The organism is Nocardia arthritidis, assembly GCF_011801145.1.
In the GTDB taxonomy this organism is placed as follows: domain Bacteria; phylum Actinomycetota; class Actinomycetes; order Mycobacteriales; family Mycobacteriaceae; genus Nocardia; species Nocardia arthritidis_A.
This window is the reverse complement of sequence record NZ_CP046172.1, coordinates 2,484,758-2,510,284: the sequence shown is the minus strand read 5'-3', so window position 1 is coordinate 2,510,284 and position 25,527 is coordinate 2,484,758. Positions and strand designations below refer to the sequence as shown.

28 protein-coding genes are annotated in these 25,527 nt (G+C 64.6%); 12 read left to right on the top strand and 16 right to left on the bottom strand.

Features of this window, described 5'->3' with window-relative positions; all coding sequences use genetic code 11:
- Positions 1-337: 337 nt before the first annotated feature.
- The gene (locus tag F5544_RS11100) at positions 338-1,060 is read right to left on the bottom strand and encodes a class I SAM-dependent methyltransferase (RefSeq protein WP_167473111.1); all 723 of its coding nucleotides are present in this window, start codon (positions 1,058-1,060) and stop codon (positions 338-340) included.
- A gap of 515 nt (positions 1,061-1,575) precedes the next feature.
- On the opposite strand from F5544_RS11100, the gene F5544_RS11095 reads away from it, so the two are divergent.
- The 4 genes from F5544_RS11095 (at position 1,576) to F5544_RS11080 (ending at position 4,560) form a co-directional block, all read left to right on the top strand.
- Positions 1,576-1,911 (top strand): hypothetical protein, encoded by a 336-nt coding sequence (locus F5544_RS11095; RefSeq protein WP_167473110.1) that lies wholly within the window; start codon positions 1,576-1,578, stop codon positions 1,909-1,911.
- A 402-nt stretch (positions 1,912-2,313) separates the two neighbouring features.
- Positions 2,314-2,634 carry a thioredoxin family protein gene (locus F5544_RS11090; protein ID WP_167473109.1) on the top strand — a complete coding sequence of 107 codons (321 nt, stop codon included), beginning with the start codon at positions 2,314-2,316 and terminating at the stop codon, positions 2,632-2,634.
- 531 nt (positions 2,635-3,165) lie between these two features.
- Entirely contained in the window at positions 3,166-3,570 is a 405-nt protein-coding gene (locus F5544_RS11085; protein WP_167473108.1) for a hypothetical protein, read from the top strand.
- 213 nt (positions 3,571-3,783) lie between these two features.
- Entirely contained in the window at positions 3,784-4,560 is a 777-nt protein-coding gene (locus F5544_RS11080; RefSeq protein ID WP_167473107.1) for a hypothetical protein, read from the top strand.
- A 116-nt stretch (positions 4,561-4,676) separates the two neighbouring features.
- Here F5544_RS11080 and F5544_RS11075 read toward each other — a convergent pair whose 3' ends face one another.
- Positions 4,677-4,964 carry a hypothetical protein gene (locus F5544_RS11075; RefSeq protein ID WP_167473106.1) on the bottom strand — a complete coding sequence of 96 codons (288 nt, stop codon included), beginning with the start codon at positions 4,962-4,964 and terminating at the stop codon, positions 4,677-4,679.
- Between F5544_RS11075 and F5544_RS11070 the strand changes: the two genes are divergently transcribed.
- Entirely contained in the window at positions 4,864-6,063 is a 1,200-nt protein-coding gene (locus tag F5544_RS11070; protein ID WP_342760416.1) for a transglutaminase domain-containing protein, read from the top strand. The two genes, F5544_RS11075 and F5544_RS11070, sit on opposite strands and share 101 nt — an antisense overlap.
- 155 nt (positions 6,064-6,218) lie before the next feature.
- On the opposite strand, the gene F5544_RS11065 is transcribed toward F5544_RS11070, so the two are convergent.
- Positions 6,219-6,794: a hypothetical protein gene (locus tag F5544_RS11065; RefSeq protein WP_167473104.1), complete on the bottom strand. Its 576-nt coding sequence runs from the start codon at positions 6,792-6,794 to the stop codon at positions 6,219-6,221.
- 150 nt (positions 6,795-6,944) lie between these two features.
- Complete coding sequence (locus F5544_RS11060; RefSeq protein WP_167473103.1) at positions 6,945-7,814, bottom strand: NAD-dependent epimerase/dehydratase family protein; 870 nt, start codon at positions 7,812-7,814, stop codon at positions 6,945-6,947.
- A 398-nt stretch (positions 7,815-8,212) separates the two neighbouring features.
- On the opposite strand from F5544_RS11060, the gene F5544_RS11055 reads away from it, so the two are divergent.
- The 3 genes from F5544_RS11055 (at position 8,213) to F5544_RS11045 (ending at position 11,023) form a co-directional block, all read left to right on the top strand.
- Complete coding sequence (locus F5544_RS11055) at positions 8,213-8,965, top strand: hypothetical protein (protein ID WP_167473102.1); 753 nt, start codon at positions 8,213-8,215, stop codon at positions 8,963-8,965.
- Positions 8,966-9,154: 189 nt separating this feature from the next.
- Entirely contained in the window at positions 9,155-10,123 is a 969-nt protein-coding gene (locus tag F5544_RS11050) for a class I SAM-dependent methyltransferase (RefSeq protein ID WP_238847189.1), read from the top strand.
- 108 nt (positions 10,124-10,231) lie between these two features.
- Positions 10,232-11,023 (top strand): DUF72 domain-containing protein, encoded by a 792-nt coding sequence (locus tag F5544_RS11045; protein ID WP_167473101.1) that lies wholly within the window; start codon positions 10,232-10,234, stop codon positions 11,021-11,023.
- A gap of 10 nt (positions 11,024-11,033) precedes the next feature.
- On the opposite strand, the gene F5544_RS11040 is transcribed toward F5544_RS11045, so the two are convergent.
- Entirely contained in the window at positions 11,034-11,966 is a 933-nt protein-coding gene (locus F5544_RS11040) for a helix-turn-helix domain-containing protein (protein ID WP_167473100.1), read from the bottom strand.
- Positions 11,967-12,190: 224 nt separating this feature from the next.
- On the opposite strand from F5544_RS11040, the gene F5544_RS11035 reads away from it, so the two are divergent.
- A complete protein-coding gene (locus tag F5544_RS11035; RefSeq protein WP_167473099.1) occupies positions 12,191-12,988 on the top strand; it encodes an SAM-dependent methyltransferase in 798 nt (265 codons plus the stop codon).
- A gap of 7 nt (positions 12,989-12,995) precedes the next feature.
- Here F5544_RS11035 and F5544_RS11030 read toward each other — a convergent pair whose 3' ends face one another.
- Entirely contained in the window at positions 12,996-13,922 is a 927-nt protein-coding gene (locus F5544_RS11030; RefSeq protein WP_167473098.1) for a MerR family transcriptional regulator, read from the bottom strand.
- Positions 13,923-13,994: 72 nt separating this feature from the next.
- On the opposite strand from F5544_RS11030, the gene F5544_RS11025 reads away from it, so the two are divergent.
- Positions 13,995-14,654, top strand: a complete 660-nt coding sequence (locus F5544_RS11025; RefSeq protein WP_167473097.1) for a maleylpyruvate isomerase family mycothiol-dependent enzyme — start codon at positions 13,995-13,997, stop codon at positions 14,652-14,654.
- A gap of 38 nt (positions 14,655-14,692) precedes the next feature.
- On the opposite strand, the gene F5544_RS11020 is transcribed toward F5544_RS11025, so the two are convergent.
- Positions 14,693-15,118, bottom strand: coding sequence for a hypothetical protein (locus F5544_RS11020; RefSeq protein WP_167473096.1), 426 nt, complete (start codon positions 15,116-15,118; stop codon positions 14,693-14,695).
- Between the two features lie 216 nt (positions 15,119-15,334).
- Between F5544_RS11020 and F5544_RS11015 the strand changes: the two genes are divergently transcribed.
- Positions 15,335-16,672, top strand: a complete 1,338-nt coding sequence (locus F5544_RS11015) for a hypothetical protein (protein WP_167473095.1) — start codon at positions 15,335-15,337, stop codon at positions 16,670-16,672.
- A gap of 105 nt (positions 16,673-16,777) precedes the next feature.
- Here F5544_RS11015 and F5544_RS11010 read toward each other — a convergent pair whose 3' ends face one another.
- The gene (locus F5544_RS11010) at positions 16,778-17,404 is read right to left on the bottom strand and encodes a TetR/AcrR family transcriptional regulator (RefSeq protein WP_167473094.1); all 627 of its coding nucleotides are present in this window, start codon (positions 17,402-17,404) and stop codon (positions 16,778-16,780) included.
- A 77-nt stretch (positions 17,405-17,481) separates the two neighbouring features.
- On the opposite strand from F5544_RS11010, the gene F5544_RS11005 reads away from it, so the two are divergent.
- A complete protein-coding gene (locus F5544_RS11005) occupies positions 17,482-18,498 on the top strand; it encodes a GlxA family transcriptional regulator (RefSeq protein WP_167473093.1) in 1,017 nt (338 codons plus the stop codon).
- 82 nt (positions 18,499-18,580) lie between these two features.
- Here the strand turns inward: F5544_RS11005 and F5544_RS11000 are convergent, their stop codons facing one another.
- The 8 genes from F5544_RS11000 to F5544_RS10965 all read right to left on the bottom strand — a co-directional run bounded on the left by F5544_RS11000 (position 18,581) and on the right by F5544_RS10965 (position 25,453).
- Positions 18,581-19,405: an alpha/beta fold hydrolase gene (locus F5544_RS11000; protein WP_167473092.1), complete on the bottom strand. Its 825-nt coding sequence runs from the start codon at positions 19,403-19,405 to the stop codon at positions 18,581-18,583.
- Positions 19,406-19,608: 203 nt separating this feature from the next.
- Positions 19,609-19,890 carry a hypothetical protein gene (locus F5544_RS10995; protein WP_167473091.1) on the bottom strand — a complete coding sequence of 94 codons (282 nt, stop codon included), beginning with the start codon at positions 19,888-19,890 and terminating at the stop codon, positions 19,609-19,611.
- Positions 19,891-20,232: 342 nt separating this feature from the next.
- On the bottom strand, positions 20,233-20,775 hold the full coding sequence (locus tag F5544_RS10990; RefSeq protein ID WP_203217533.1) for an NUDIX hydrolase: 543 nt from the start codon (positions 20,773-20,775) through the stop codon (positions 20,233-20,235).
- A 105-nt stretch (positions 20,776-20,880) separates the two neighbouring features.
- Complete coding sequence (locus F5544_RS10985) at positions 20,881-21,069, bottom strand: hypothetical protein (RefSeq protein ID WP_167473090.1); 189 nt, start codon at positions 21,067-21,069, stop codon at positions 20,881-20,883.
- 224 nt (positions 21,070-21,293) lie between these two features.
- Positions 21,294-21,851 carry an LmbU family transcriptional regulator gene (locus F5544_RS10980; protein WP_203217532.1) on the bottom strand — a complete coding sequence of 186 codons (558 nt, stop codon included), beginning with the start codon at positions 21,849-21,851 and terminating at the stop codon, positions 21,294-21,296.
- A gap of 766 nt (positions 21,852-22,617) precedes the next feature.
- On the bottom strand, positions 22,618-23,382 hold the full coding sequence (locus tag F5544_RS10975; protein WP_203217531.1) for an AfsR/SARP family transcriptional regulator: 765 nt from the start codon (positions 23,380-23,382) through the stop codon (positions 22,618-22,620).
- A 152-nt stretch (positions 23,383-23,534) separates the two neighbouring features.
- The gene (locus F5544_RS10970; RefSeq protein ID WP_167473088.1) at positions 23,535-24,269 is read right to left on the bottom strand and encodes an SDR family NAD(P)-dependent oxidoreductase; all 735 of its coding nucleotides are present in this window, start codon (positions 24,267-24,269) and stop codon (positions 23,535-23,537) included.
- A complete protein-coding gene (locus tag F5544_RS10965) occupies positions 24,269-25,453 on the bottom strand; it encodes a cytochrome P450 family protein (protein ID WP_167473087.1) in 1,185 nt (394 codons plus the stop codon). Before F5544_RS10965 ends, F5544_RS10970 begins: the two co-directional genes overlap by 1 nt.
- Positions 25,454-25,527: the final 74 nt, after the last annotated feature.

Here is a 25,527-nt window from a genome sequence, read left to right as displayed (position 1 = left end):
GTGCGCCAACGAGATCGACCACGGCGTCGCTTGACGAACACCCGATAGGCGCGCACGCCTGCCGACTATTCGCCAGGGTCGACCTCTTCGGCCATGCTGACAGCGGCCAGTGAAATTCCCTACGGAAGGCCAGTTCCGATTCCGGTACGCGCCAGTTCGCGTAGCAGAGCACATCGTTAGCCAGTACCCCGAGCGCGTGATAATGCCGATGAGCGCGAGCGCTCGCTCCATGAAAATTCCGACAGTGCGGTTGCTGCCGTGGTAGGAGCATCCGGCGGAACGTGGCGCAGCTGCGCGACGGCGGTAGTGGGGGCATCCAGGGTCGCGTCAGGGTAATTCAGACTGCCGCCCGCACCACGCGGACGGACGGGTGTACACGCCACCGGCGGTTGCTGACTGTGATCTCGCGCGCGCCAGCCTCCCGCAATGCAGCGGCCAACTGCTCGATCTGCCGGAAGTCCAGAATCACTACTCGCCCTCCTGGTTTCAGGACCCGGACGAGTTCCGTGACCACCTTCTCCTGGTCGGCGGCAGGTACGTTGTGGATTGCCAGGCTCGCTACCGTGAGGTCGAACGATGCGTCCGGGAACGGCAACGAGCGCATATCGCCAGTGTGCGCTTCGATCCGGTCAGCGACACCAGCGGTGTGGGCGTTGTCCAGCAGCCATTTCTGGGAATTCCCGCTCTGGTCCTGTGTACGCCACAGGTCGATCCCGACAGCCCGGCCAGTGGTCAGTCTCTGGGCGATCTGGACCAGTACCGCTCCGCGCCCAGGGCCGACTTCGAGCACCCGTTCGTCCCCGCGCAGCGACAACTCGTCAAGCATCAAAGCCCACTCACGGCGCTTCCCCACCACACTGCCCGCGACGGTCCATGCCAGGCTGGCCCACAAGACCAGCGTGTAGCCGCCGAGTGCGATTCCGGTCACCCATGCTGCCGTGTAGCCGAACGTCATGTTCATGACCAGCGTGACCGGAAACACCAGGGCTGTAAGAAGAAGGGCTACTGCGGAGAATCCGGCAACGACCTTGGGAGCATCGATACCGTATCGCTCGCGCACGTGCGGCACGATACTTGGAATCCCTTGGCATGTAAAGGAATTGCACGTGCAGATCCCATGCCCTCGAGCGCCTGATCGGACCCGAACGCAGACCCGGCAGTCGGTCATTCAGCAGCAGCCTCAGCACGCCCTGGGCGACAGCCCAAATACTCAGCAGCTGCCTCGGGTTAACCACCAAAAGCACTAGCGGGACACTAGCGGGAAAAGTGCACGCTCATGCCGCATGGTGCGCGTCGGTCAACCGCTCAGATCAGTTGAGCGGCACGGTCTTCCAACGCACGCACATGCCGATGAGTGTGTGTAGCCCGTTGTCACGGCGAGACGTGCTCGCAGTCAGCCGGTCGCCAGCAGGTGTGGCTCAATCGGGGGGCTTTCGGCCGAGCGCGACCGAGTCGTCGACCCAACTCGAGGCCAATCGGCCTGAATCATGTTGCGGCTGAGTCTATGTGATCTTCTTGGAGGTGGGACCATCGGAGTGTCCGAAGGTCCAGTCCGGCACAGGAAGAGGGACATTCATGACTGAGCAGGCACAACCCAGCGAAGCGCAGGATCTCGTAATCATCGCGCCGACTCCAGTCAGCGAGGATGAGAAGGCCACGCTCCATTTGGCTGAGCAGGATGGTCAAGTCACGCTCGAGGCGACTGGCGGGACCGGCATTCCGGTGCGTATCCCTGTTCTGAACGAAGACGGCAATGTGATCGCTGTCTACAGCCCCGTCACGGTGACGCCGGAAGGCCGCACTGCCATTGTCGGGCTCGCCAGCGAACGCTGGGGCCAGTTCACCCTCGGTCGGCAGCCGGACATAGCGGACGAGGCCTCGGAGTTCACGTCCGTCAAGGACTTGGGCTGACGGGGCGAGCGCAGAACTACGCGTTCCGGTCGGGCACGCGAGCCGTAGTCGTTGGCCGCCAGCTGATCTCGCGAACATCCGATATTGCCGGTGTGGGAAGTTCGGTCGCCGAGGGCTTGATGCGGCCGGACGGGTGTTGTACAGGATCCGGAATCGGTGCACCTCTACGAAGTCCGACGTACTGGACCGATGTCGTGCGTCAAGTTTTCGACACGACTCGGCGAGGATGGAGGGGCTGGCGCGCCGCCGTAGCGCGTACCGCGTTGCCGCCAGTGGAACCGATGCGGCTCGGCTGGATGCCGCTCTCGTCTCGAATGATGTTGGTACTGGCCGGTTTCGACCCAGGCGCTGCGGCCGGGGTCTCATACTGGCGCCTACTTGTCCACGAGTCCGGGAGTCGTTATGTCTATTGCTTTCACAACCGACCCCTCGTTCGAGGAAGACGTCCTGAACGCTCCCGTGATAACGCTGGTGATGTTCAGGACCTCGTGGTCTAACCCCTGCAAGGTGGTAGAGCCCGTCCTCGAAGACATCAGAACGCAGTACGGGAACCAGCTCGGAGTCTTCAAGCTCGATGTCGACGACAACCAAGCAACCCCTGCCAAATTCAACGTAAGGGGACTCCCGGCCTTTCTCCTGTTCAGGGACGGGGCCGTCGAGAGCGAGAAGACGGGACCCCAAAGCAAGTCCCAACTGATGGCTTGGATCGACAGCCACCTCTGAGAAGAACGGACTGGTCGAGACTGGCGTCGGCCACGCTGGGCGTTCGGTCACCGAGCGCCTGGTGCGTCCGAATCATGTTGTACAGGATTCGGAATCGGTGCACCTCCAAATCCAGGGCATCGCCATCGGCGATCACACCGAGGGGTCCCGTCCGATCAAGTGACCGAATCTGGCCGCCTGTATTGCGCCACCGCTACCGGCGGTCAACGCACGAAATGCCTGCGTTCCAGTCGTTGAAGTGGGCCGTAGCCGTTGGCCGCCAGTCGATCTCGCTCGCACTCGCTCATGCCGATTTTGTGATGTATGCCACGGTGCGCACACGTCCGAAGACCCATCTGATTTTTCGTCCGGTACGAATCCAGAGTCGTGTCAACGGTTTTCGATCCAGAGGCGCTTCGGAGGCGGGTGCACAACAGCGTGGGGTCGACTGGCCGTAGTCGGTTGTCTGGTCAGGACCATTGCGGCGGCCCCGTCTGCCGACTATCCGTCCTCGACTGTTCACGTTTCACACTGACAAACGGGAGCACATCAATGCGCACCATCATCGGCCCAATCGGTGCCGCCGCCGGCGCGGTCGGCCTGATCGCCGCAGCCCCGGCCGCCCATGCGGTCACCTATAAGGCCACCCCCACCGCGATCACCCGCATCGGCAACGACCGGGTGGACATCACGGTCGATTATCAATGTCCCGGCACCTGGACCAACGTATTCGGCATGCACGCGGGCGTCCACGCGTCCAAAGACTTCTCTGTGAGCGGGTCTGACGATGATCGGCTGGATTGTGACGACGCCCGACACACGATCACTGTCACCATCTACGCCAAATGGTCGTCCGTACCCAAGGGAGCCCGGGTAACGGTCAACGCCGCTTTCGTTCGCGATGTTCACGGTCGCCGTGTGACCCCGGGAGACTCGGTTAACCTGCAACTGAAATAACCCGTGCCTGCGCACGACGGGGTCGGTGTCGACACGTCGGCATGCCATAGGAACAACCCGGCCATTTGTTCGTCTCTCACGGTCAGCTGACTCGCGCCGACGTCCGAAAGTGCCGCCGGGCGAGCGCTTTACGGGTGAGATCGACTGCGCCGCAGAACATCCGCACAAGCCGATTGGGGTCCGATTCGAAGACTGGGTTACCGTCCGGACACTGTGGTTCATTTCGCGGTGACGGTGGCGCTTCCGGGGGAGACTGCCCCCGATGATCTTGAGCGTGTCCTGACGGAGGTACTGGCTCCGTTCGATGAGAATCTCGTGGTGCCGCGGTATGTGGAGTTCACCAAGGCCGAACTGATCGAGCATCGCAGGCGGGAAATCCTGGAATACCGTGACACACGGTATGCGGAATACGTCTCGGACCCTGAAGCGTATCGGGCGAAACATGTCGACCATCCGCAGCACCTCGAGTATCTTCGAAACTTCCCCGAGCAGTTGCGGTGGAGCGACGAGCAAGTCTATGCCGACGCGATCACTGTTTACGCGCGGGACGATATCGGTCCCGCCGGTGAGGTGTATTCCGAGGACAACCCCCGAAGCCGTTGGGACGCCTGGGCTTTGGGCGGCCGATACCGTGGCCGCTGGACACTCGTCGACGATGCTGTCAGGGTCTCGGCAGCAGTCGAACCGTGCGGCGGCGTCAACATCGTTGCGATGGAGCGGAGATTGCGAGGTGAGATCGGCCTGCCCGAGGACCCTCTACACGCGGAACCCGGCCTTCGCGCAACCGATCTGGCTCGTTTGTGCGACATCGACCCGGCCTCGCACACGCCTTCCGTAACTCTGCTGACCCTCGACGGTGTCTGGCATGAGCGCGAAAACAGGTGGACGACCGACCCCGACTCGGCCACTGGATGGGCCGTGTTCTATTGGGGGCAGGTCTCCCTGCTCCCGCCCGGCACCTGGCTCGCCAATGTCGATTGCCATATCTGACCGCCACCGACGGTGGGCGCTGCTCCGTTTCAAGCGTCGTTGATCATGCGGTGGATGGCTTTCCCCGAGACCACACCGCGTTCCGGGCGTTCGAGTTGTACGGTCCTGGCGGGTGGTCATCGCTGCAGCAGCCCGGATATCCTGCGGGCCATTCGTGGCATGCCCATTTCGCGCAGGCGATCGATCAGCCTCTCGTCTGCGCGGGATATTCTGTGGACCACCTCTGGCATGCCCACCTCACGCAGGGTGTCGAACAGCCCTTCGTCACGATCCACGGTGGATATCCTGTAGGCGACTTCTGGCATGCCGACCTCGCGCAGCTTGTCGATCAGCTCCTCGTCGGTCAGCCCGTCCTCGATCAGCAGCACCTCGATCTCGGCCAGCTTCGCTGGATCCGCCGTCATCGGATTCGGCTCCCTCGCTCGGATATGTGACCCTGCCGCAACAGGTTACGGGGTCTCGTCGACAGGAACCGAGCCCTCGGATTCCGAACACCATCAGAAGCACTCGAAGAGGTGCTGCGATGACCGCCTGAACCCGCACCGCGTGCGGGGCGGTCGGCAGGACGAGATCCGTTGCGGTATAGAACATCTTTCTATGCGGGCCAAGCGCGGTCCGGAGCGGGCATGTGGCGAGCTCGAAAAGTCAACGCGCCGAGATCATCTCGGAGGCACCCACGCACGAAATATCGACAAGCCGATTTGCCCGAGACACACGGGCACCCCGGCTCAGGGGCATACTGGTTGGGTGGTCTGCTCGCTTGTGACTCCCTGGTGGCGTGGCCGAGTATCGGCAGGGGGTGCTGACACGATCCGGGGCGGTTGCAATCCAACACCGATCCTCGACCTCGATCATCCGCTGGTGCGGTCACTCGCGGAGCGGGTGATACCGGTGGACGGGGACCAGCTCTCCGGACTGCGAACAGCCCACCAATTCATCGCAACGTCGGTGCGACCTGTCTACTCGGTGAACGACAAGCAGCCGACTTCGCGCACCCTGCGTCGAGGACGAGGCTCGTGTAGTCAGCGGCTGGCGGTACTGGAGAGCGTCGCGCGCATTCGAGGCATAGCCACACGCGTGCGTGGCCTCGTCGTGGACGGGCGATTCTGGTATCCGCGGTTCCCGCGCGCGACGTTTTTGGTGCCATCACAGGTTCTCCTGGCATGGCCGGAGTTTCAGGTGGCACAGGAATGGATCTCGGTCGGCGAGCTCTTCGGGCAGATGACGGAGTTGGCCACCACCGCAACCGGGTTCACCAACAAAGGCGGTGAGACCCTGTTCGACGCCGTTGCGCGCACGGCAGTGGATTGGGATGGGCTCACCTGCGCCTCCGGGAGCCCTTCCGCATGCGACCTGTCCGCAACCGTGCTCATGGATCTGGGGCGCTTCGACTCACGTGACGAACTGTTCGCGCGTAACGGCCAGACACTCTGCGGGCCCCTTACCGCGCTCGCAGACCCATTCCTGAGCAGGTGGGCTCCACCATCTACGACCAGCCGGTGAGACGGCCCTGCGGAATTCACCGGACAACAGCGAGCACGCTGCAATACCGCCGCGGGCGTTGGTCAACCGCACAGATCGGTTGGGCGACATGGCCTTACAACGCACACATGCCGATTACACGGTATTGCGCGGAGCGCCCGAATCACCGGCTCGGATCAGGGTTCGACAGTGATGGGCAGCGATGTCGTGGGGCTGTGACCGAGCGCGGTATTGGTGGCGGGGTCGGTGACAGTCACATCCACGGACGACGCGCCGCTGCCTATGGCCGGTTCCTGGTCGGCGGCCAACCGCACCTCCAATTGGTAGGTGGCGGTCTGTCCGTGTTCGAGGGCGAACGGTGCGACGACGGTTCGGCCGAGGAAATCGGTGCCGCCTCCTTCGACGACGTAGGGCACCGCCTGCCAGATGTTGGTAGCGGGGTCGAGCATCAGCATCGACCCGGCGGGCATCATCTTGACCGGGCTCGGACTGCACGAACAGTGCCCCAGCGACACCACCAAACCCACTGCGGGATTGTCGGTGGCCGTGGTGTTGGCCAGTGTGACGGTGAAGCGCATGGGTGCCCCGCCCGGCCGGAGGGTGGTTGGGTCCTGCGGCGAAATGGTGACGTCGATGCCGTCGGCCGATCCTGTCTCGGCGGAGGCGGAAGCGGAGGTGACGAGCGAGAAGCCGACCGCGGCAACAGCAATCGCGACCCCTGCCAGTCGCCTGTTCGTCTTTTCCCTGCGCATCGAACCTCCCGTGGTCGCTCGTAGCCTGTCGGACCCGACGTGGCCCGGACATGACTGTAGGGGCGGCGGCCGCGTTCCACTTGCCGGTGAGCGCACCGAACTGATCGTCACGCGAACATCCGCCATGTCTGGCGCGGATGTCTGTGCTGGCTACGGTGGAGTTGAACCCGGTGCGGGTACGGGTGTCGCCGCGAGTGCCGCGACATCATGAACGGGACGATAGCCCAGCTTTCGCTCTGCTTTGCCGGAGTCGTAAACCCGGTCGATCCGGGCCGGTAGCGGCCAGCCCCGCCGCCGGAACAACGCCACCGTCTCCGGTGCCCGGTGGGTGAGCAGCGCCGTGGCATCGCGCCACAACTGCCGTGTGTCGTTGGGGCGGAACACCATTGGACCGGCGATGTTGAACAGGCCGGTCACCGCAAGGCGTTCGGCGGCCAGCCGGTGCGCGCTGGCAACATCGCGGACGTCGACCCCACGGTAGAGCCGGTGCGCGGCCTGAACGGCCGGCGGCTCGGGAAAGCATCGGGCGATGCGCAACACGATCGTCGAGAACGGGTGGTCGGCCGCCCGGACCAGATTCTCCGCTGCGAATTTGGTTTCGTCGTAGATATCGCGTGGCTCGGTCCGCAGTGACTCGTCGACCCAGACTGCACGACCATCAGGGACCAGCGCATGCCCGTATACCGAGGTGGAGCTGGTGTAAATCACCCTCCGCACACCGGAGTCGGCCGCTCGCGCGAGCAAATCGGCGGTGGCATCGACATTGACCGCACGGAATTCGCTATCGGGAACCGAACCGACGTGCGGGGCGTGCAGGGCGGCCACGTGTACTACGACGTCCACACCGTCGACAGCACGTGTTCGAAGCTCCGCATCACGCAGATCGCCGCAGTAGGTCGTCCAACGTCCCGGGCGCCGGTCCCACCCACGCACTTGCCAACCCGCGGTATGCATTTCATGTGCGACCGCAGCACCGACAACACCGGAGGAACCGGTAACCAACACCACTCCCAACACCATGTACGTCGACTCTACCGCGCGTCGACTCGGCTCCGGCCCTGTCAGGTCGTGGACGGACACTCCATAATGCCGCTGGTCTGCACAGTGGAAGCCGTTGTCGCGCAGTGCGTCTGCTGTAACCGGTTTCCAGGCGGTGCTGCTGACGCCATCGTTAGGCTGCGGCCATGCCGAAGATCAGGTTCACCAATTCGGGCTCCGACAAGCCGTTCATTGTCTGGATCGAGCCTTGGGCCCAGGATTACTGGCTGCGCCCCGGAGATTCGTTCTCGAATGCACCCTCATGCCGGGCGTAACCGGCGAGGTCGCATGCGCCGAGGTTCGAAACCGTCTGCGGTGGAAGCGCTTCCGCAGAGCATTCGGAAAACGATCTACACCGTGCGAGGCTACGAATCACGGTGGTGAATTATCCGATTCGTGAACGCGGCAGGCTCGCCGCTCATGCCATCGCTCTGGCCGTCGTAGGCATCGTCGCCGCTGTCGTGACCGGGCTCGCGCCCGCCGCCGGTGCCGCGGCCGGAGGCGAGGCTCCGCTTCTGGGGGCCGGACTGTCCATCGACCTCGATACTGCTCTCGACCTGCAAGCCCAGGGCGTAACGGCGACGGGCGTGAACGGCGCAACCAACGCCAACGGCAAGATCGAGCTGCCGGTCGGTACGGGCAGTATCGCCTACCGGGACCGCAAGATCACCGGCGGCCGGGTTCTTCTCGAAGGCGGCATCGAGCTGTCCAAGGGCGCCAAGAGGATCACCGTCTCGGACGTGGCCGCCGACATCGAAACCGGTGTCCTCACCGGCAAGGTCGGTGACGCAAGCGGTGTCCGCCTCGGTGCGGTGAACGACCCCGGCAGCGCCGAAGTCGAGAAGCCCGAGAGCAGCAGCGTTGCCACGCTGAAGCTCGCCGAACAGGGCATCACACTCGCTGCCGGTTTCGCCGCCGCCGTCGACAAGGCGCTCGGCACGAACCTGTCCGCCGAATTTCCTTCCGACGGTTTGAATGTCGCCGCAGACTTGAATGTGGACGTCGATCTGGCGGTGGGCGCCAAGGTCAATACCGACTTGATCGTCGCTCTCGGGCTGCAAGACCAGATTGATGTCAACCTCGGCAGGCAGAGCCTGCTGGACGCCGTCGTCAAGATCGGCACTCACTTCTGACAGGTTGGTATGCACTCCAGCGCGACGTCCGCGACCGGTGGGCCGGAGAACGATTCGCGGGGCGGCGCTCCGCGAAGCCCTGGCGGAGATGCAGTCGCAGAGTCGGCGGGTCTCGGGGGTCCTGGTGGCGTCCCAGGCGTGTGCAGGCGGCTGTGATGCTGGCGTGCCCGGCCGTTTCGGAGGATCCTGATGGCGAGCGGATCGTGGCTGCCAGGCGATCTGGCCATGGCCGTCAGGGTGTTTCAGGCGCATCCTCTGAAGTGCGCAGAGCGGGCGGGCGTGGCCAGGGTGCTGGCCGACGAGGAGGAATGCGTGGAAAGCGCGCCGAGCAGGACGGCGATGTTTGCGGCCGTATCGCGTGGATTGTTTCGCCTGGAGACGGCGTCGCCGTGGGTACTGGACGATGTGCTGGCCCTGGTGCTTGTCGGCCCGGTATGGCAGCAGCTGCGAGACCGGTTCGATCCGCTGTTCCCCGTCCCGGTCCGTCGCGAGTCCCGCGCGGCTGTCTGCACCCGCAGCCGGTACGCCGAGGACCGGCTGACTGCCGGTGCCTTCACGCAGTACGTGATTCTTGGGGCGGGGCTCGACTCGTTCGCGTGGCGGCGGCCGGACCTGCTCGGCTCGCTGACGGTGTTCGAGATTGATCACCCTGCCTCCCAGGCCTGGAAGCTCGAGCGGGTCAGGGAGCTCGGCCTGCCGCTCAGCGACTCGCAGGTATTCGTGCCGGTTGATTTCGAGGCCGAATCGGTTCGGGATGCCCTGGGCCCGGCCGGGTTCGACTGGGCGCAGCCGGCGATGTTCTGCTGGACGGGCGTGGCCCCCTATCTGACGGCACAGGCGATCGAGTCGACGTTACGCACGATCGCGGCGGCTGCTCCCGGATCTGAGGTGGTGTTCTCCTACCGGGCCGAGGACCGTGTACTCGACGACGTGGGGACGGAATTCGCCCGTATCTACACGCCGATCGCGGCTTCTGTCGGCGAGCCTCTGCAACCTGGCTGGCCGGTATCCGAGATCGAGAGGCTGATCAACCGGTGCGGGCTGAAGGTCGTGGACCACCCCACACATGCGGACCTCCAGCAGCGGTACTTCGCCGGCCGTACCGATGGCCTGCGGCCCTATTCCTTCGAGACCCTGGTGGCCGCGCGGGTCATCTGAGCGAGCGCAGGCCACGCCGGCAACTTCACCGACCGCGAGGGCCAGGCGGTGACGGTTTTCGGAACAGCCACGTGGTTGCGGGCGGTTCGCAGGGGAATCTTCGAAGGTATGGCAATCTTCATCGGTACGTCGGGATGGCAGTACGCGGACTGGCGAACGGTGTTCTATCCGAAGGGTGTCGCGCAGCGGCGGTGGTTGGAGCACTACGCGCACGGGTTCGCCACGGTGGAGCTGAACGCGACCTTCTATCGGCCGGTGCCGCGCTCCACCTTCGAGGGCTGGCGCGACCGCACGCCCGACGACTTCGTCATGGCGGTGAAGGCGAGCCGGGTGCTCACCCACTTCCGGCGACTGCTCGATCCCGAGATCCCGTTGGAGCGCATGCTCGACGCGGCGCGCGGACTCGGCGACAAACTGGGGCCCTTTCTGATCCAGCTACCGCCGGATCTGCCCGCCGCGCCGGACCGGCTCGATGCCGTATTACGGCTGATCCCAACCGATTTGCGGGTGGCGGTCGAGCCGCGGCACGCCAGTTGGTGGTCGGCCGACGTGCGGGCGGTGCTCGAACACCACAACGCGGCGCTGTGCTGGGCCGACCGGCTGGGTCGGCCGGTGACGCCGCGGTGGCGGACGGCGGACTGGGCCTACCTCCGGTTTCACGAAGGCGCCGGCGATCCATGGCCGTGCTACGCGGACGATGTGCTCGCCGACCAGGTGCGCCGCATCGGCGAGACGTGGGAAGAGGATCGTGACGTGTACGTCTACTTCAACAACGATCCGGGCGGCGCGGCGCTACATGATGCCATTCGCTTCGCCGAATTCGCCCGTACCGCAGGACTGCCCGTTTCCCGCACCCCGGAACCCGTTGTGCCGGTGGCGGTGTCGCGGGAGTGGCGTTGAGCCGCGCGACCTACTCGGATCGTCCGGCGGGCCGATCGAGGATGGGTGCGCGGCTGTCGCGGAGTCTGGTGAGGAATTGCGCGGTGCGGTCGGGCGGGATGGCGTAGACGGCGAGGCGGTCGGCCAGGCGGCGGTAGGCTTCCAGGTCGGCGTCTTTATCCAAATACGCTGCGCCGGTGAGCTGTTGGGTGTAGACGATATCGGGCAGATCCGGCTCGGTGAACCGCAGCATGGTGAATGATCCTGCGGTCATCGCGGGTCCGCACGCGGCATCGGACAGGATCTGCAGCTCGATATTCGGCCGCTCGAGCATCCGCAGCAGGTGCTCGATCTGGTCGCGCCAGACGGCGGTCCCGCCGATCAGCCGGTTCAGCGCGGCCTCCTCGACCACGACCCAGAGCCGGGCCGGATGCTCGCGGGTGAGGATCTTCTGGCGGCGCAGCCGCAGCTGCGTGCGGCGCTCGATCATGGCGGGCGGCAGATCGGGCTGGGCGAGGCGGATATGCGCTCGGGCGTAGTCGGCGGTTTGCAGCAGCTCCGGCATCGCGCCCTGTTCGTAGCCGCGAATGCGCGCGGCCGCGGTTTCCAATCCCAGATAGGTGTCGAACCACGGCGGCAGCCAATCGTGGTCGCGCTGCCACCAACCCGAGGCGTTGGCGCGGCGAGCCAGCGCGAAGAACGTGTCGCGCTCGGCCGGATCGCTGATGCCGTACAGGGTGAGCAAATCGGTGAGGTCGCGCTGGCGGCAGCCCACCCGCCCCAATTCCAGCCGACTGATCTTGGATTCCGAGGACCGCAACGTCTCCGCGGCCTCCTGCCTGCTGATACCGGCGGCCTCACGCAACTGTCGTAGCTGACCTCCGAGTATGCGCCGCAACGCCGTCGGCGCCGCATCGTCGGCCTGCCGTATCGCATTCGCCGAGGAATCTCGTGAAGCCCGCACAGATCGAGTCTTGCACGCCCACAGCGAATTTCTCTAGATCGGGAATTCCGCACATGCAGCAGAACGGGCGCGGACTGTAGTAGCTTGGCGCTCGTCGAGATCGTCGCGAAAGTCATAGCGCTGCAATATGTTCGACCATCCGGTACGTACGGGACGGTTTGCTTTGCGTGGCATCGCGACGATCCGCGCACCCACCGTCATCGACCGAGGAGTCGCGAAACCCGATGGAGCACGAGAACGACCTCGAGATTCGTTCGGATATCCCGCATTCGGCGCGGATCTGGAACTTCTGGATGGGGGGCAAGGACTTCTACGAGGTGGACCGCGTCGTCGGCGAGGCGAGCCTGCAGATCGACCCCGACATCGCGACGATGGCGGTGCAGTCCCGCCAATTCCTCATCCGCGCAGTGCATTATCTGGCCGGTGCGGCCGGGATCCGCCAGTTCCTCGATATCGGAACCGGTTTGCCCACCATGCAGAACACCCACGAGGTCGCGCAATCGGTGGCGCCGGAGTCCAAGGTCGTCTACGTCGACAACGATCCGCTGGTGCTCGCGCATGCGCGCGCGCTGCTGACGAGCACCACCGACGAGGGCGTAACCACCTATATCAACCGCGATTTCCACGACCCGGAACAGATCGTCGCCGATGCCCGCAACATCCTGAACTTCACCAAACCGATCGGGGTGATGTTCATGGGCGTGCTCGGTCACGCCCGCAGCTACGCGGATATGCTGCGGATCGTCCGCACCGTCATGGCCGCGACACCGCCGGGCAGCTACCTGGTGCTGTGGGACGGCACCACCGACAGCCAGGCATATGTGACCCTCTGCGAGGAATACACCAAAAGCGGTGGCGTGCCCTACATTCCACGCACCCAAGCCGAGATCCGGGCCGCCTTCGACGGATTCGAGTTCGTCGAACCCGGTTTCACGGCGATCACGGAATGGCGCAACGATTCCATCGAAGTCGGCGCGCTGCAATCGATTTCGGCTTACGGCGGCGTCGCACGCAAACCATAGTCACGTCTTACGGCGCAGGGGCGATCGATCGCGTCAGCGCCTGATAAAGCCAGTGCTGCGCGGCCCCGGAGGTGGTCGTTCCGGTGATTTCGGTGGTGAGCTTCCAGTACCGGTGGATACGCGGGTCGGTGTCGTTGGCGCCGTTGAGAAGTCGCCGCCGGAAGCGGGGCGTGTCGCGTTCGCGCCGGGCGGCGGCGTGCGCGGCGAGGAACCGGTCGAGTTCGGCTCCCGGACGCGGCGCGACGCGTGCGACGACGAGTGGATCGACCACCGCGCAGGCATCGGCGATCCGAGTCAGGAGTTCTCGTTTATCGCGGATAGCGGCCGGGTCGGGCCGCCAAAGCTGGCGTGACATCGCCGAAGCCAAGGCGGGATCGGCTGTCGCGGTGACGAGTTCGGCGTAGGCGACGACCCGGCGCGGCGTCGGGTCGGTCGGCGGGTCCGGGATATTCATGCTGACGAACCCGTCGAACATCTCCGGCGACATGGGAGTGAGCAGTCCGCGCCAGAACGCGACCAAGGTGTCGTGCGCACCGCGACGGTCGTGCACGGCCGCGAGCAACGCCAACCGCGCGGCTCGTTGCGCGGGCGGCGCGTCCTCGGCGGCGGCCAATGATGCACGCCGCCAGGCCAGTGCGCCCAATTCGGTGTCCAGCGCGGCCCGTTCCGCGGCAATGGCCTCGGTGATCGACAGTGTGCCGGTGAGGATTTCGGCGATTGCGGGCAGGCCGACACCGAGCGCGCGCAGCCGGCGCACCAGCAACACCTGCTCGATCGCCGTCGCCGGATCGAACAGCCGGTGCCCGCCCGCGCCACGACGGGGCTCGAGAATTCCTTCGTCGCAATAGAACCGGATGGTGCGAACGGAGACACCGGTACGCCGGGACAGCGCCCCGATACTTATCAGGCCGTCGCGGCGTGTGTTCTCGGTCACGTTCACTGGAACCTCCACCCCACTGGAGTTCCTACCGTAGTCGAATACCCACTCAAACGAGGAGCGAGGCGAATGGCCGCCGAGACGTCTTTGACCACCGAGCAGATCTGGCGTGCTGTCGCCGCCGAGCGCGCGAGTCTGGTCGAACTGTTGCGATCCCTGCCCGAAAACGATTGGGACCGTGCGTCTTTATGCGACGACTGGCGAATTCGCGATGTCGTCGGGCATCTGGTGATGCCGATGCGCCCCGATATCGGATGGATTCTGGTGAACCTGATTCGCGCCCGCGGCAACCTCGCCCGGCTTATCCGCGACACCGCGATTCGTCATGCCCAGCGCCGGACGAATCAGCAGCTGCTCGCCGAGCTGCGCGACCGCATCGACTCCCGGCTCACGCCGATCGGCACCACCCCCGCCGACCGGCTGATGGATATGCTCGTGCACGGCCAGGACATCGCGATCCCGCTCGGGATCACCAGGGAAATGCCGGTCGCCGCAGCACGTTCGGCCCTCGCGCGGGTCTGGGAGATGGGGGCTCCATTTCATGCCCGCGAGAAGTTCAGCGGTTACCGCCTCGTGGCGACCGACGGCGAGTGGGCCGAAGGCGGCGGACCGGTGATCGAAGGCTCCCTCGCCGACCTGCTGCTGCTGACCACCGGCCGCCATACATCGGCTCGGCTCACCGGCGCCGGTGCGGCGCAATGGATCTCCACTCAGCGCACGCGCCGATAGCGAAGGTAGAGTGCGGATTCGCCTGCCCGCGATAGGAATCAGGGCAGGGTCAGGCAGAGGAAGCCGAGGTTGATGCCGGTGCCGACGGTGGCGATCGTGCTGGCGGTCGCGTCACCGGTGGGGGCTTCCTGGGCGAAGATCCCGTGTCGACCCTTGGTGGCGGGCCGCCAGGTGGTTGTCGCTTTGCCGGACGCGTCGACCTGCGGCATTTGCGGGTTGAAGGTGTCGCGGGTGCCGTTGCCCTGCTCGTCGGCTTCGTAGAAGGCCACCGAGGTGCCCGGTTTGGCCGTCGCCGTGATGGTGTACGAACAGCCGGTGCCGTACTGGGCCAACCCGAAGCTCAGGCCCGTCGCGATATCGAGGCGGGTGACGGCGGCTCCCGCCTGCGGCGCGGCGAGGACGACTGCCGCGGTCACCGAGCCGAGCACCGTCAGCGCCGTGGTTGTCTTCCGACCAACAATCACGCGAATTATCCCTTCTACCAACAAATTCCTTGCGAACCGCCAGGCTTGCACAGGTCGGCCGCACACTCCATGCCCCGGATCCTGTGCCTTGACATGCCGGATCGGCCTGCGATACACACGCGCGCGATGTGCGCAAGACAAAATATTGCGGGTTCGGCGCATCGTATCTCTCGGTATTCTCGAAGACACTGTCAATACGCTGGGGGGTTTCCGGCGATGGGAATATCACTGCAGGGTGAGTTGGAGCCGTTGCTCACGAAGTTGCAACAGGTAGCCGACAGCAAATTCTGGGACGACGCGGTCATTGATCCGACCAACCCGGCCTACGTCCGCCAAGCCACCGACGGGTTGGCGTATTTCAATCAGAACCTGACGAGCCTCATCACCCGATTCCGCGGGTATTACACATTGGATGGGCACGATCTGGATCCGCTCGCCGACCAGTTCGCCGGTCAGTCGGATCGGTGGGAGTCGCCGACAGGCAGCTCCGTGTACTGCTCGATCGTCAGGGCCGCCGAGGATGTCGACGAAGTACAGAAATTGATTCACGCCGGAGAGTGGAAGGGCGACGGAGCGGATTCGTTCTACCACAATTTCCTGGGCCCGTTCAAGAACACCGCGGTGGCCCACAGCGGGTGCGCGCGCGAAATGGCGATAGGCGCAAAGTCGCTGGCCGATGGGGTGGAATTGACCAAGGAATGCGTCGTGTGGATTTGCCGGGACCTGATCTCGCGCCTCGGCGGCGGGGGCGATCCGGGACCGCCGCCCGGCTCGGAGGGAACCACTTTCAAAGAGGCCGCCGGATTGACCGCGATCCTCGCCGATACGGTCGCGCTGTTCCTTGCGCTGACCTCGCCCGAGGGGTTGATCGACGCGGGCCTTGCCGCTATCGGTGTGACCGGGGGCCTGATCGCCGAATCGAAGTCTCCATCGCATGAGCAGCAAATCGGCGTCGCGCCGGACCTATCGGCCAGTGGGCTCGTCTTCAACGCGGGACTGTCGCTGGACCGGCTCGACATGAATATCGCCGCGCTCGACGAGCAGATCGGCAAGGGACTCGAAACGGATCTCGACTCGTCCGGGCCGTTCGGCAGCCCATTCGCCCGGATACAAAACCCCCATCTACAGTCCTCGGCGTATCAGCAGTTGAAGGGCAGGGGATTCGGCAACCCCACCGACGACAACAACGACATCGTCGTGGTGAATGTCGTCCAGTTGTACTACGCCGGGTACCACACCCTGCCGTCGGCGGCCGAACAGTACGACATCGGCACGAGGATCTGCTCGGGAGCGCATATCGACGGTGTGCAGCAACAGTTTCCGAAGGCGGTGTCGAAGTTCAACCAAGCGGCGCAGACCTTCAACGAACTGCTCGCCGCGGTCCGCGACGACCTCACCGAATCCGGGCGATCGATGGTGACCGCGGCATCCTCGTACCACGGGGCCGACCAGTACGAAGCCGCCCAGATCCGGGCGCTGGAGAACGAGATACCGGCGCCGGGAAGCTTCGCCGGCGCCGAACATTACACCCCACCCGAATGGTTGAACCTGTAGATTCCGTTGGCACACATCGATCTACGACTGAACCAGTTTGAAACCGATGCCGCGGACGACGACTATGGCGGCGCTTGCCGAATCGATCATGAAATGCGGACCGGGTCAGCGCGCGTGCGCCTTTCGAGGTTCGGCATCGATGCGGTCGGCCCAGGCGGTGGGCAGCGTGCCCAGCGAGGCTTCGGCGATTTCGTGTAGGCGATGGACCGAGGCATGGAGGCGGCTGAGCTGGATCAATCCCTGCGAGACCAGGATGATGTGCGCGCTGAGTACCGCGATCGCCTTGTGATCGCCGACGGGTGCGACCCGGCGGAGGCGTTCTGCCACCGCGTCTTCCATGGCGGCGGTGGTTCGTGCGCCGATCTCGGCGACCTCCGGGATCCGTCCGCCGAGAGCGGCCACACTGTTGATCATCAGGCAACCGCGGCGATGGGGTTGTGCGGCGCAGTCGTCGACGATGGCGCGCAGCAGCGTCAGGATCGCCGTTCTCGCGGAACCCGGTGCGGCGAGCACGGTTTCGCGCACGAAGGCGGCCCGGCGATCGCAGTACCGGGTGAACGCGGCCAGGAACAGGCCGCGTTTGCTGCCGTATGCCGCGTAGATGCTGCCATTGCCGACGTTGGCGATCCGCGAGACGTCATCCACGGACGTGTCGTCGAATCCCTTGGACCAGAATTGCTCGATCGCGACGTCGAGCAGGTTCGATTCGTCGAACTGTCGCGGCCGTCCCATGAGGTCACCGTACCAATCTACGTGCGGCGATACAGATCACCTTGTTATGGAGGCGCAGCTCCAGAATACTGGTTGACATGTCCTCATTCGCGGGTGCACCGCGCAAGCGCATCGGGTTCCTGATCTTCGACGGGGTCAAGCTGCTCGATTTCGTCGGTCCGGCAGAGGTTTTCGTGGAGGCCAATCAGACGGTCTGCGACTACGAGGTGGTCGTGCTGTCACCCGATGGGTGTCCCGTGCGGACCTCGATCGGCACCCGGATCGAGGTCAATGGCGCGGCCGCCGATCCCGGGCGCTTCGACACCGTGGTGATCGCGGGCAGTGAACTGCCACCCGCCCGTTTCGTGACCGAACAGGTGCTGGCCGCGGCCTGCTCGCTCTCGTCCCGCACGCGGCGCTTCGCCTCGATCTGCAGCGGCACGTTCGTGGTGGCCGCACTCGGGCTGCTGGACGGCCGCCGGGCGACCACGCACTGGAAGTTCGCGGGCGAGCTGGCCCATCGATATCCGGCGGTCGATGTGCGGCCCGATGCCATTTTCGTGCGCGACGGAAACCTGTACAGCTCAGCGGGAGTGGTGGCGGGCGTGGATCTGGCATTGGCCATGGTCGAGGAGGACCACGGGCCGGATGTGGCGCGGCGGGTGGCGCAATCGCTGGTGGTGTACATGCAGCGCGCGGGTGGGCAGTCGCAGTTCTCGGCCCACCTGAACGGGCCCGCGCCGCGCAGCCCGCTCGTGCGGCGGGCGGTGGACCTGATCTGCGCGGACCCGGCCTACCCGCACACCGTGCAGACCCTGGCCGCGCACGCCCGGGTCAGTCCGCGCCACCTGACCAGACTGTTTCGCGCAGAACTGGAGCGCTCGCCCGCCGAGTACGTGGGCTTCGTCCGCTTCTGTACCGCGCGAGACCTCTTGCACGCCGGGCATTCCGTGACCGAGGCCGCCATAACCGCCGGATACGGCACCAGCGAGGCCCTGCGCCGGGCCTTCATCGCACGGTTGGGCATCTCACCGCGCAAATATCAGCAGCGATTCCGCTCGACCGGTTTCGCGCCCGCGACGCCGGCGGATGAGCCGGAGCTGGCAGTGTCCTGATCCGGCGGATGCTCGGCCGGGGAGCCCGTCCGCCGCGCGGTTCCGCGCGGGTTTCGGATCGCGGACGGGCTCCGATCGCTACTCAGGATCGAATGAATGCGAGCAGGTCGGCGTTGATGGTCGCGGCTTCGGTGGTCGGCATACCGTGCGGGAAACCCGGATAGGTTTTGAGCGTGCCGTTGGGCAGCAGTTCGGCCGAGCGGACGCCGGTGTTCTCGATCGGGACCACCTGGTCGTCCTCCCCGTGCATGACGAGGACCGGGATCGTGATCTTCGTAAGCTCCTCGGTGAAGTCGGTCTGGGAAAATGCGACGACACCGTCGTAGTGTGCCTTGGCGCCGCCGGCCATGCCCTGCCGCCACCAGTTGGCGATCACTCCCTCGGAAGGCTGTGCGCCGGGCCGGTTGTAACCGTAGAACGGTCCCTCGGCGAAGGTGCGGAAGAAATCCGACCGGCGGGTGGCGACCTGTTCTTGGATGTCATCGAAAACCGACTTGTCCAGTCCGCCCGGATTATCGGCGGTCTTCACCATGATCGGCGGCACCGCACTGATCAGAACGGCTTTGGCCGCCCGATCCTGTCCATGCCGGGTGAGGTAGCGCACGACCTCACCGCCGCCGGTGGAATGACCGATATGAACCGCGTCCGACAGATCGAGATGGGAGACGACGGCGGCCAGGTCATCGGCATAGTGATCCATATCGTGCCCCTCGGCGACCTGCGCGGAACGACCATGGCCGCGCCGGTCGTGCGCGATCACCCGAAAACCATGGGACACGAAGAACATCAGTTGTGCGTCCCAGTCGTCCGAGGACAAGGGCCAGCCGTGGCTGAAGACGATGGGCTGTCCGTTGCCCCAGTCCTTGTAGTAGATGTCCACGCCGTCCGGCGTTGTGATGAAAGGCATGTGGGGCTCCTTCGAGTGGATAATCGATGCGCTGCCCAGGGTCTCGCAGAGACAACTGGAACCTGTTGGGCGACAAAGCTTCCAACGATCGCGCCGGACCAGTGTGCGTGATTCCGGCAGTAGCGCGCCCCACCTGACGAGCCACGGATACCGCACTTTCGGCCACGTCGATGGACGACGTGGCCATTGTGCCGCTGTCTATCTCACAGTCGCAGGTCCGGTTTGTAGAGGTCGAGCCAGACGCCGATGTCGATGGCGCGGTCCAGCGCGCTGCGGGTTCCGACGGCCATCCGGGTCGGGTCCTGTTCGACGGCCTGTTGCAGCCAGTCGCGGTCGAGCATGGCGAGCAGGGGCGAATCCGGCTCGCCCATCAGGTCTTTCACCAGTATTTGCAGATTCGCCGCGTAGCCCGGGTCCTGGGTGGACGGGTAGGGGCTCTTCACCCGCTCCACCACGGATCCGGGCAGCACATGTTTCGAGTTCATCGAAACCGGCTTCACGGCGATCACGGAATGGCGCAACGATTCCATCGAAGTCGGTGCGCTGCAATCGATTTCAGCTTATGGCGGCGTTGCGCGCAAGCCATAGCCACAGATCTGGTGTGCTGTCGGTGCCGAGCGAGCCTGGTCGAAACTGCTGCTGGCCACCGGCCGCCGCCATACATCGGCTCGGCTCACCGGCGCCGGTGCGGCGCAATGGATCTCGACTCAGCGCACGCGCCATGGCGAAGGTAGGGTGTGGATTCGCCTGCCCTGGACCGTGCGCCGCTCTCGGCGACCTCCGGGATCCGTCCGCCGAGAGCGCCCACAGGCCGCCCCGAAGCCGGTTCAGATCTCCTGCCGCACCGTGAGCAGGCACAGCCGGAGCAGAGCTACCACAGTCGCGGCGGCGACGATCTGGCGCGCCGCGATCAGGGCGGGCACACCGGACAAGGGCACCCAGGCGATTCGCTCGGCTTCGTTGGGGTCGGCGGGCTCGCCTATCCGCACCGCGTCGTCGGCCCGGAACACATACTGCTCGGAGTCGGCGATTCCGGCGATCGGCTGAATGTAGGCGAGTTCGGTGAGCCGGAACGGTCGCCACCCCGTCTCCTCTTCCGCCTCCCGTGCGGCCGCTGCCGCCGGGGTTTCACCTGGTTCGATGCCACCGGCGGGCAACTCCCAGGCCCAGGTGTCGGTGATGAACCGGTGCCGCCACAGCATCAGCACGCTGTCGCGGCGCACTATCGCGACCCCCGCCGACGAGGCCAGGTGCAGCACATGATGCTCGAACCGCAGACCGTCCGGCAGTTCGACGTCGGCGAGCCGCAACTCGACGAAGTCGCTGCGGTACAGCGAGCGTGAGCCGAGGACCGACCACCGCATGGTCATCAAGCCATCCCTTCACGAAACGAGTCGCTACCGTGTCGAACGTGACAGCCGCGAATCGAGGGCTCGTTGATTACCGCTCGGGGCGCCCGGTACCGCGCCGCGGCATCATCGGTCGTGTCGTACCCATATGCCGTCGATACTGACCTCGAGCACCGGATCTATCCGAACCCTGCGGCGTGGATCGCCGAACGGCGTCTCGGCGGGATCGGTGGAGATCGGGTACGGAATCCAGGCCGGCGAGCACCAGGCCACCGCGGCGGATTCGAGTAGCGCCAACCAACGTGTCATTCTCATGGTCGAGTCCTTGTCGTGCTTCGCGTAGCTTCTCGACTCGACCGTCCCTCCCGCCGATCGACACCGGATGGAGCCGTGTTCAGGCATGGTCACCTCCACCGAGTAGACCGAGGCCACCGGGGCACACGTGGTTGTTCCTGCCCGGGAGCCACATCCTCGGTGCTCGCGAGCCGGGACGAATTCTGTCCGCGATCGGCGGTCGATTCAGCGGGATGGTTCGCGACTCATGCGGTTCGGTCCTCCATGACAATGTCGTGTTGCAGAGCTCGATTTGCGGCGCCGTCGAGTGTTTCCAGCACCCATCGCTCCAGTTCGATTCCGGTAACCGAGGCCGCCTTGTGCCATAACTGCAAATGCTTGCCCGGAATATCGAATCGCCGCAGCATTTTCGCGCCGGCATTATTGGACGATACTCGGCGGCGCGCGTTGCCGACGGCCCAGCGGAGTTTCTTTGTCGTCCATTCCTCCTGATCGGCGCGATCGAGCCACATATCCTGCTCGTCGGGTTGCAGGGACGCTACTTCGGCATGGTGCTGAAAACTCAGGGTGGATCTGCGTCGAGACGGTTCGAACCGGCGCGCGACCCAAGCGTAGTTTCGTAGTGTCTGATACTGTAGACCGGCGGCTTTGATTCCCGCTTCATATCTGTCGGCGTAATGCGATTTCCCATAGACAAGCCAGTCGCCGAGCCACCATGCCGACGAATTTGTCACCTCGGAGAGCTGACAACCCACTCGCTCCCATTGATCGAAGTTCAACCCTGCGGGCATTTGCAGTTCCACTGAAGTGGTAAGCACCTGACGACGAGACATTCTGGTAACCGAATGACCCCGCATGCCAACCTCCTGACATCAACGCTGGGCAGGCAACTATCCCCCCAGTGCAAAGTTCCTGACTCGACCGACCCCTGATCGGAGTTCACCGCCGTCGGTTCGCGGCGAGCATTGAAACCTATCGGTTGATACAAGTACCCAGACTAGCGTTTGCTCTTTTCTTACCAATGCCCCCCATTCTATGGGCGATGCGCCACCGGCTTGACGCGACGCATCCACCCATGGTTGTTCCACAAAAGACCAATAACCCGGGATTGCACAAAGGTCGCACAATCGTCGAAGAAGTACGGAAACACGGCGCAGTGGACCGCACGGACCGAATAATGTCCGATATATCCGAATTCGGATGCGCCGCATTGCCGGGACAGCATCCGAGCGTCCGGACAATCCGCTGCCGAACCTCAGCTCTTCGCTATCGCGAAGCCGAACCAACACTTATAGCCCCGGACCGATGACCTTCGCCACTCCCCCTGTCATCTTCAACTACCGCAACGACTTTCGTCGCCACACGCGAAACACGCACACCACCATACCTGGGGCGGCCGACAGCCGTAACCCATGACAGTCCCCACTGACCGGAAATGCCGCGGCGGCGGCTTCCATCGTTCACGCGAGCACCCAACAATAATGTGACGCACCAGCAAACCATCCCTGCGATGCGGTCGGCCGAGTATCCGGTCCCGTTGACCGGACACGCCGGGTCGGCAAGCGGAGCTCATACCGCGTCGGCGGCGAGTACTTCGTGTTGCAATTTACGCAACTCCCGAGAAGGACCCACGCCCAGTTCGTTATCGAGAATGCGGCGAACATTCTGGTACGCGGCCAGTGCCTCGCCGCGCCGGCCCGATCGGCTCAGCGCCAGGATCAAACGACTGTGGAACCACTCGTTTATCGGATACGCGATAGTGAGATTGCGGAGTTCGGCGATCAGTTCACGATGCCTGCCGAGTTGCAGATCCGCCTCGATCCGGAGTTCGAGCGCACGAATACGCTCCTCCTCCAGATGAGCGATGTGCGCCTCCAGAACGGCACCCGCGTCGACGTTGGACAGCGCCGATCCGTTCCACAATGCGAGTGCCCGTCCGAGCACCTCGGATGCCTGATACGGGTCGCGACTCTCCAGCAGGGCCCGGCCTTCCCCGATAAGCCGCATGAACTGGCGGACATCCACCTGCTGGTCACCCAAGTGCATTACGTAACCCGGGTCCTTGGTGGCGAGGATTTCATTCCCCGCCATACCGAACTCGTGCGCGAAGAACTTCCGGAGTTGATAGATGTAGGTCTGGGTAGTGGTAATCGCGCTACGAGGCGGCTTATCTCCCCAGAGCTCCTCCACCAACGTATCGACCCGGACGACGGTGTTCGCCCGGAGGACGAATAACGCCAGGACATTACGAACCTTGGGGGCTGTTATCAAAATTGGTCTGCCATCGTGCACCACTTCGAGCGTTCCCAGGGTGACGAATCGAATAATTCCCATACCCTTCTCTACCTAGGCCGGAGCATCGGGTGCGACCGGATGCACCGCCTATCCGGCTACCGGCCGGGTGGAATGGAAGGGATTGCCAGGAAAAGGATGTGGTCGGGTATAATTTGTGCGAGTTTTGTTTTGAATCGATGGATCACGATGGATCACAGGGCGGCGAGTCCCATCCCACCGTCGATCGGAAGAATCTGGCCGGTGACGAACCCACTCGACGGTTCGGCCAATCGGGTAATCCAAGTGGCGACCTCCTCCGGCTCGCCCCGGCGACCGACCAGCGACATCCGCCGGAGTTGCTCCGGGCTGGGGGTCAGCTTCATCGCCGCGCTCTTCACTCCCCCAGGTGCGACCGCATTGACCCGGATGCCCCGCGGCGCCAACTCCACCGCCCACGACCGCGTCAAGTTGTCCTGCGCGGCCTTACCGGCGGCGAGTACGGAAGTGCCCGGTGCGGCGCGGCGTTGGCCGACGACGCTGGAAACGAAGACAATATTCGCGCCCGACCGGGACATCAACGGCAACAACCGCCGAGTCAAGATCAACGGACCAACCACATTCGTCTCCAACACCTCCCGAACATCATCGAGCTCGAACGACCCCACCGGCGTCGGCCGCAAAATCCCGGCATTATGCACCAGCACATCCACCACACCCGGCACCACCGCGGCCACCGCATCCGCACCCGCCACCGACCGCACATCCGCAACCACCGGCACAATCGCCGAATGCAGACCAGCGGTCTCCTTCAACGGCTCAACCCGCCGACCCGTCACCACCACACACCGCGCACCCTGAACCGCGAAAGCCACCGCAGCAGCCCGCCCGATCCCCGAACCACCACCGGTCACCACCACAACACGATCAGCGAAAACCCCACCGGACATCACACACCCACCTTTCTTGTGGCGACGGAACCGACGGACTCGCTGTCGAGCGCCACCGGAATTGATTCGAAACCCCGCACGACCCGGGTCTCCTGCCGCCGTGCCTGCCCGTTCAACCGGAGGCCGGGACAACGCCGAAGCAGAGTTTCGAGGACGATCCGCATCTCCAACTGCGCGAGAGATTTGCCGAGGCAGTGATGTATGCCGTGGGAAAAGGCCAGATGCGGATTGGGGTTTCTGCAGATATCCAACCGGTCCGGATCCGTGAAGTAGTCCGGATCCCGGTTCGCGGCCTGGAAGGAGGTCACGACGAGCTCGTCGGCGCGAACCGGCACCCCTTCGATGACGACGTCCGTCGCCGCCGTCCAGGTCACGGCGGTGACCGGCGATTCGAACCGGAGCAGCTCCTCTATGGCCGAATCGATCAGATCCGGCCGAGCCGCGACCAGCGCCAGCTGATCGGGATGATCCAACAGTGCGTGCACGGAGTTGGCGAGCGCCTTTATCGAGGAAAGGTAGCCGTTGACGAGCAGAGTCATCAGCAACCGGATCAGTTCGTCCTCGCTGAGTCGATCCGAACCGTCCCGCGCGGCGATCAGCGCGCTGGTCAGATCCTCGCCCGGGCACGCGCGCTTGGCCGCGATGAATTCCACGGCATAGTCCCAGGTCATCTGGAAGGCCTCGGCGATAAGGTCGGCGGACTCACCGCCGGCGAACCCGGTCGTGCGGCGGTTGACCTCGGCCCAGTCCGATCGCGGTACGCCGACCAGCTCGCAGGTGACCGCGATCGGCAGCGGATTCGTCAGCTCGCTGACCAGGTCACCGGATCCACGCGCGAGCAGCGGGTCCAGCATTTCGTCGACCAATGCCTGGATCCGCGGGCCGAGCGCCCGCACCTGCCGCTGGGTGAATGCCTGCTGGATCAACCGGCGCAGCCGGGTATGCGCGGGCGGTGAACTGTTCAGTGAGGGCGGTTCACCCGGTTCCGCCGGTTTGACCAGGCGATCGTCGGCGAGCACCGTGCGGACCGCGGGGTAGGTCAGCGCGAGCCAGCACTCCGTGCCCAGAAAAGGGTGTTCGATCCGGATCAATGGACCGGCCGCCCGCGCCGCGGCGAGCCTCGGATGCGGGTCGAGCTGAAATCCCGGGCCGAATAATCCGGATACCGGCATATCCTCCGTCATTGGACCTCATATGGTCGGACAGCGGCGCGGCCGCTGTGCGGGGAGCTGGACAGCCCGAATCCTGCTCGCGGGTC

What these genes read in the sequence shown, in the direction of transcription:
- F5544_RS11045 (WP_167473101.1), top strand. Translation starts at nt 10,232, where the DNA reads ATGGCAATCTTCATCGGTACGTCGGGATGGCAGTACGCGGACTGGCGA.
- F5544_RS11060 (WP_167473103.1), bottom strand. Translation starts at nt 7,814, where the DNA reads ATGGTGTTGGGAGTGGTGTTGGTTACCGGTTCCTCCGGTGTTGTCGGT.
- F5544_RS10985 (WP_167473090.1), bottom strand. Translation starts at nt 21,069, where the DNA reads ATGAGAATGACACGTTGGTTGGCGCTACTCGAATCCGCCGCGGTGGCC.
- F5544_RS10995 (WP_167473091.1), bottom strand. Translation starts at nt 19,890, where the DNA reads ATGAACTCGAAACATGTGCTGCCCGGATCCGTGGTGGAGCGGGTGAAG.
- F5544_RS10970 (WP_167473088.1), bottom strand. Translation starts at nt 24,269, where the DNA reads ATGTCCGGTGGGGTTTTCGCTGATCGTGTTGTGGTGGTGACCGGTGGT.
- F5544_RS10965 (WP_167473087.1), bottom strand. Translation starts at nt 25,453, where the DNA reads ATGACGGAGGATATGCCGGTATCCGGATTATTCGGCCCGGGATTTCAG.
- F5544_RS11065 (WP_167473104.1), bottom strand. Translation starts at nt 6,794, where the DNA reads ATGCGCAGGGAAAAGACGAACAGGCGACTGGCAGGGGTCGCGATTGCT.
- F5544_RS11085 (WP_167473108.1), top strand. Translation starts at nt 3,166, where the DNA reads ATGCGCACCATCATCGGCCCAATCGGTGCCGCCGCCGGCGCGGTCGGC.
- F5544_RS10975 (WP_203217531.1), bottom strand. Translation starts at nt 23,382, where the DNA reads ATGGGAATTATTCGATTCGTCACCCTGGGAACGCTCGAAGTGGTGCAC.
- F5544_RS11005 (WP_167473093.1), top strand. Translation starts at nt 17,482, where the DNA reads ATGTCCTCATTCGCGGGTGCACCGCGCAAGCGCATCGGGTTCCTGATC.
- F5544_RS11090 (WP_167473109.1), top strand. Translation starts at nt 2,314, where the DNA reads ATGTCTATTGCTTTCACAACCGACCCCTCGTTCGAGGAAGACGTCCTG.
- F5544_RS11000 (WP_167473092.1), bottom strand. Translation starts at nt 19,405, where the DNA reads ATGCCTTTCATCACAACGCCGGACGGCGTGGACATCTACTACAAGGAC.
- F5544_RS11095 (WP_167473110.1), top strand. Translation starts at nt 1,576, where the DNA reads ATGACTGAGCAGGCACAACCCAGCGAAGCGCAGGATCTCGTAATCATC.
- F5544_RS11010 (WP_167473094.1), bottom strand. Translation starts at nt 17,404, where the DNA reads ATGGGACGGCCGCGACAGTTCGACGAATCGAACCTGCTCGACGTCGCG.
- F5544_RS11035 (WP_167473099.1), top strand. Translation starts at nt 12,191, where the DNA reads ATGGAGCACGAGAACGACCTCGAGATTCGTTCGGATATCCCGCATTCG.
- F5544_RS11075 (WP_167473106.1), bottom strand. Translation starts at nt 4,964, where the DNA reads ATGACGGCGGATCCAGCGAAGCTGGCCGAGATCGAGGTGCTGCTGATC.
- F5544_RS11015 (WP_167473095.1), top strand. Translation starts at nt 15,335, where the DNA reads ATGGGAATATCACTGCAGGGTGAGTTGGAGCCGTTGCTCACGAAGTTG.
- F5544_RS11070 (WP_342760416.1), top strand. Translation starts at nt 4,864, where the DNA reads ATGCCGACCTCGCGCAGCTTGTCGATCAGCTCCTCGTCGGTCAGCCCG.
- F5544_RS11050 (WP_238847189.1), top strand. Translation starts at nt 9,155, where the DNA reads ATGGCGAGCGGATCGTGGCTGCCAGGCGATCTGGCCATGGCCGTCAGG.
- F5544_RS10990 (WP_203217533.1), bottom strand. Translation starts at nt 20,775, where the DNA reads ATGACCATGCGGTGGTCGGTCCTCGGCTCACGCTCGCTGTACCGCAGC.
- F5544_RS11025 (WP_167473097.1), top strand. Translation starts at nt 13,995, where the DNA reads ATGGCCGCCGAGACGTCTTTGACCACCGAGCAGATCTGGCGTGCTGTC.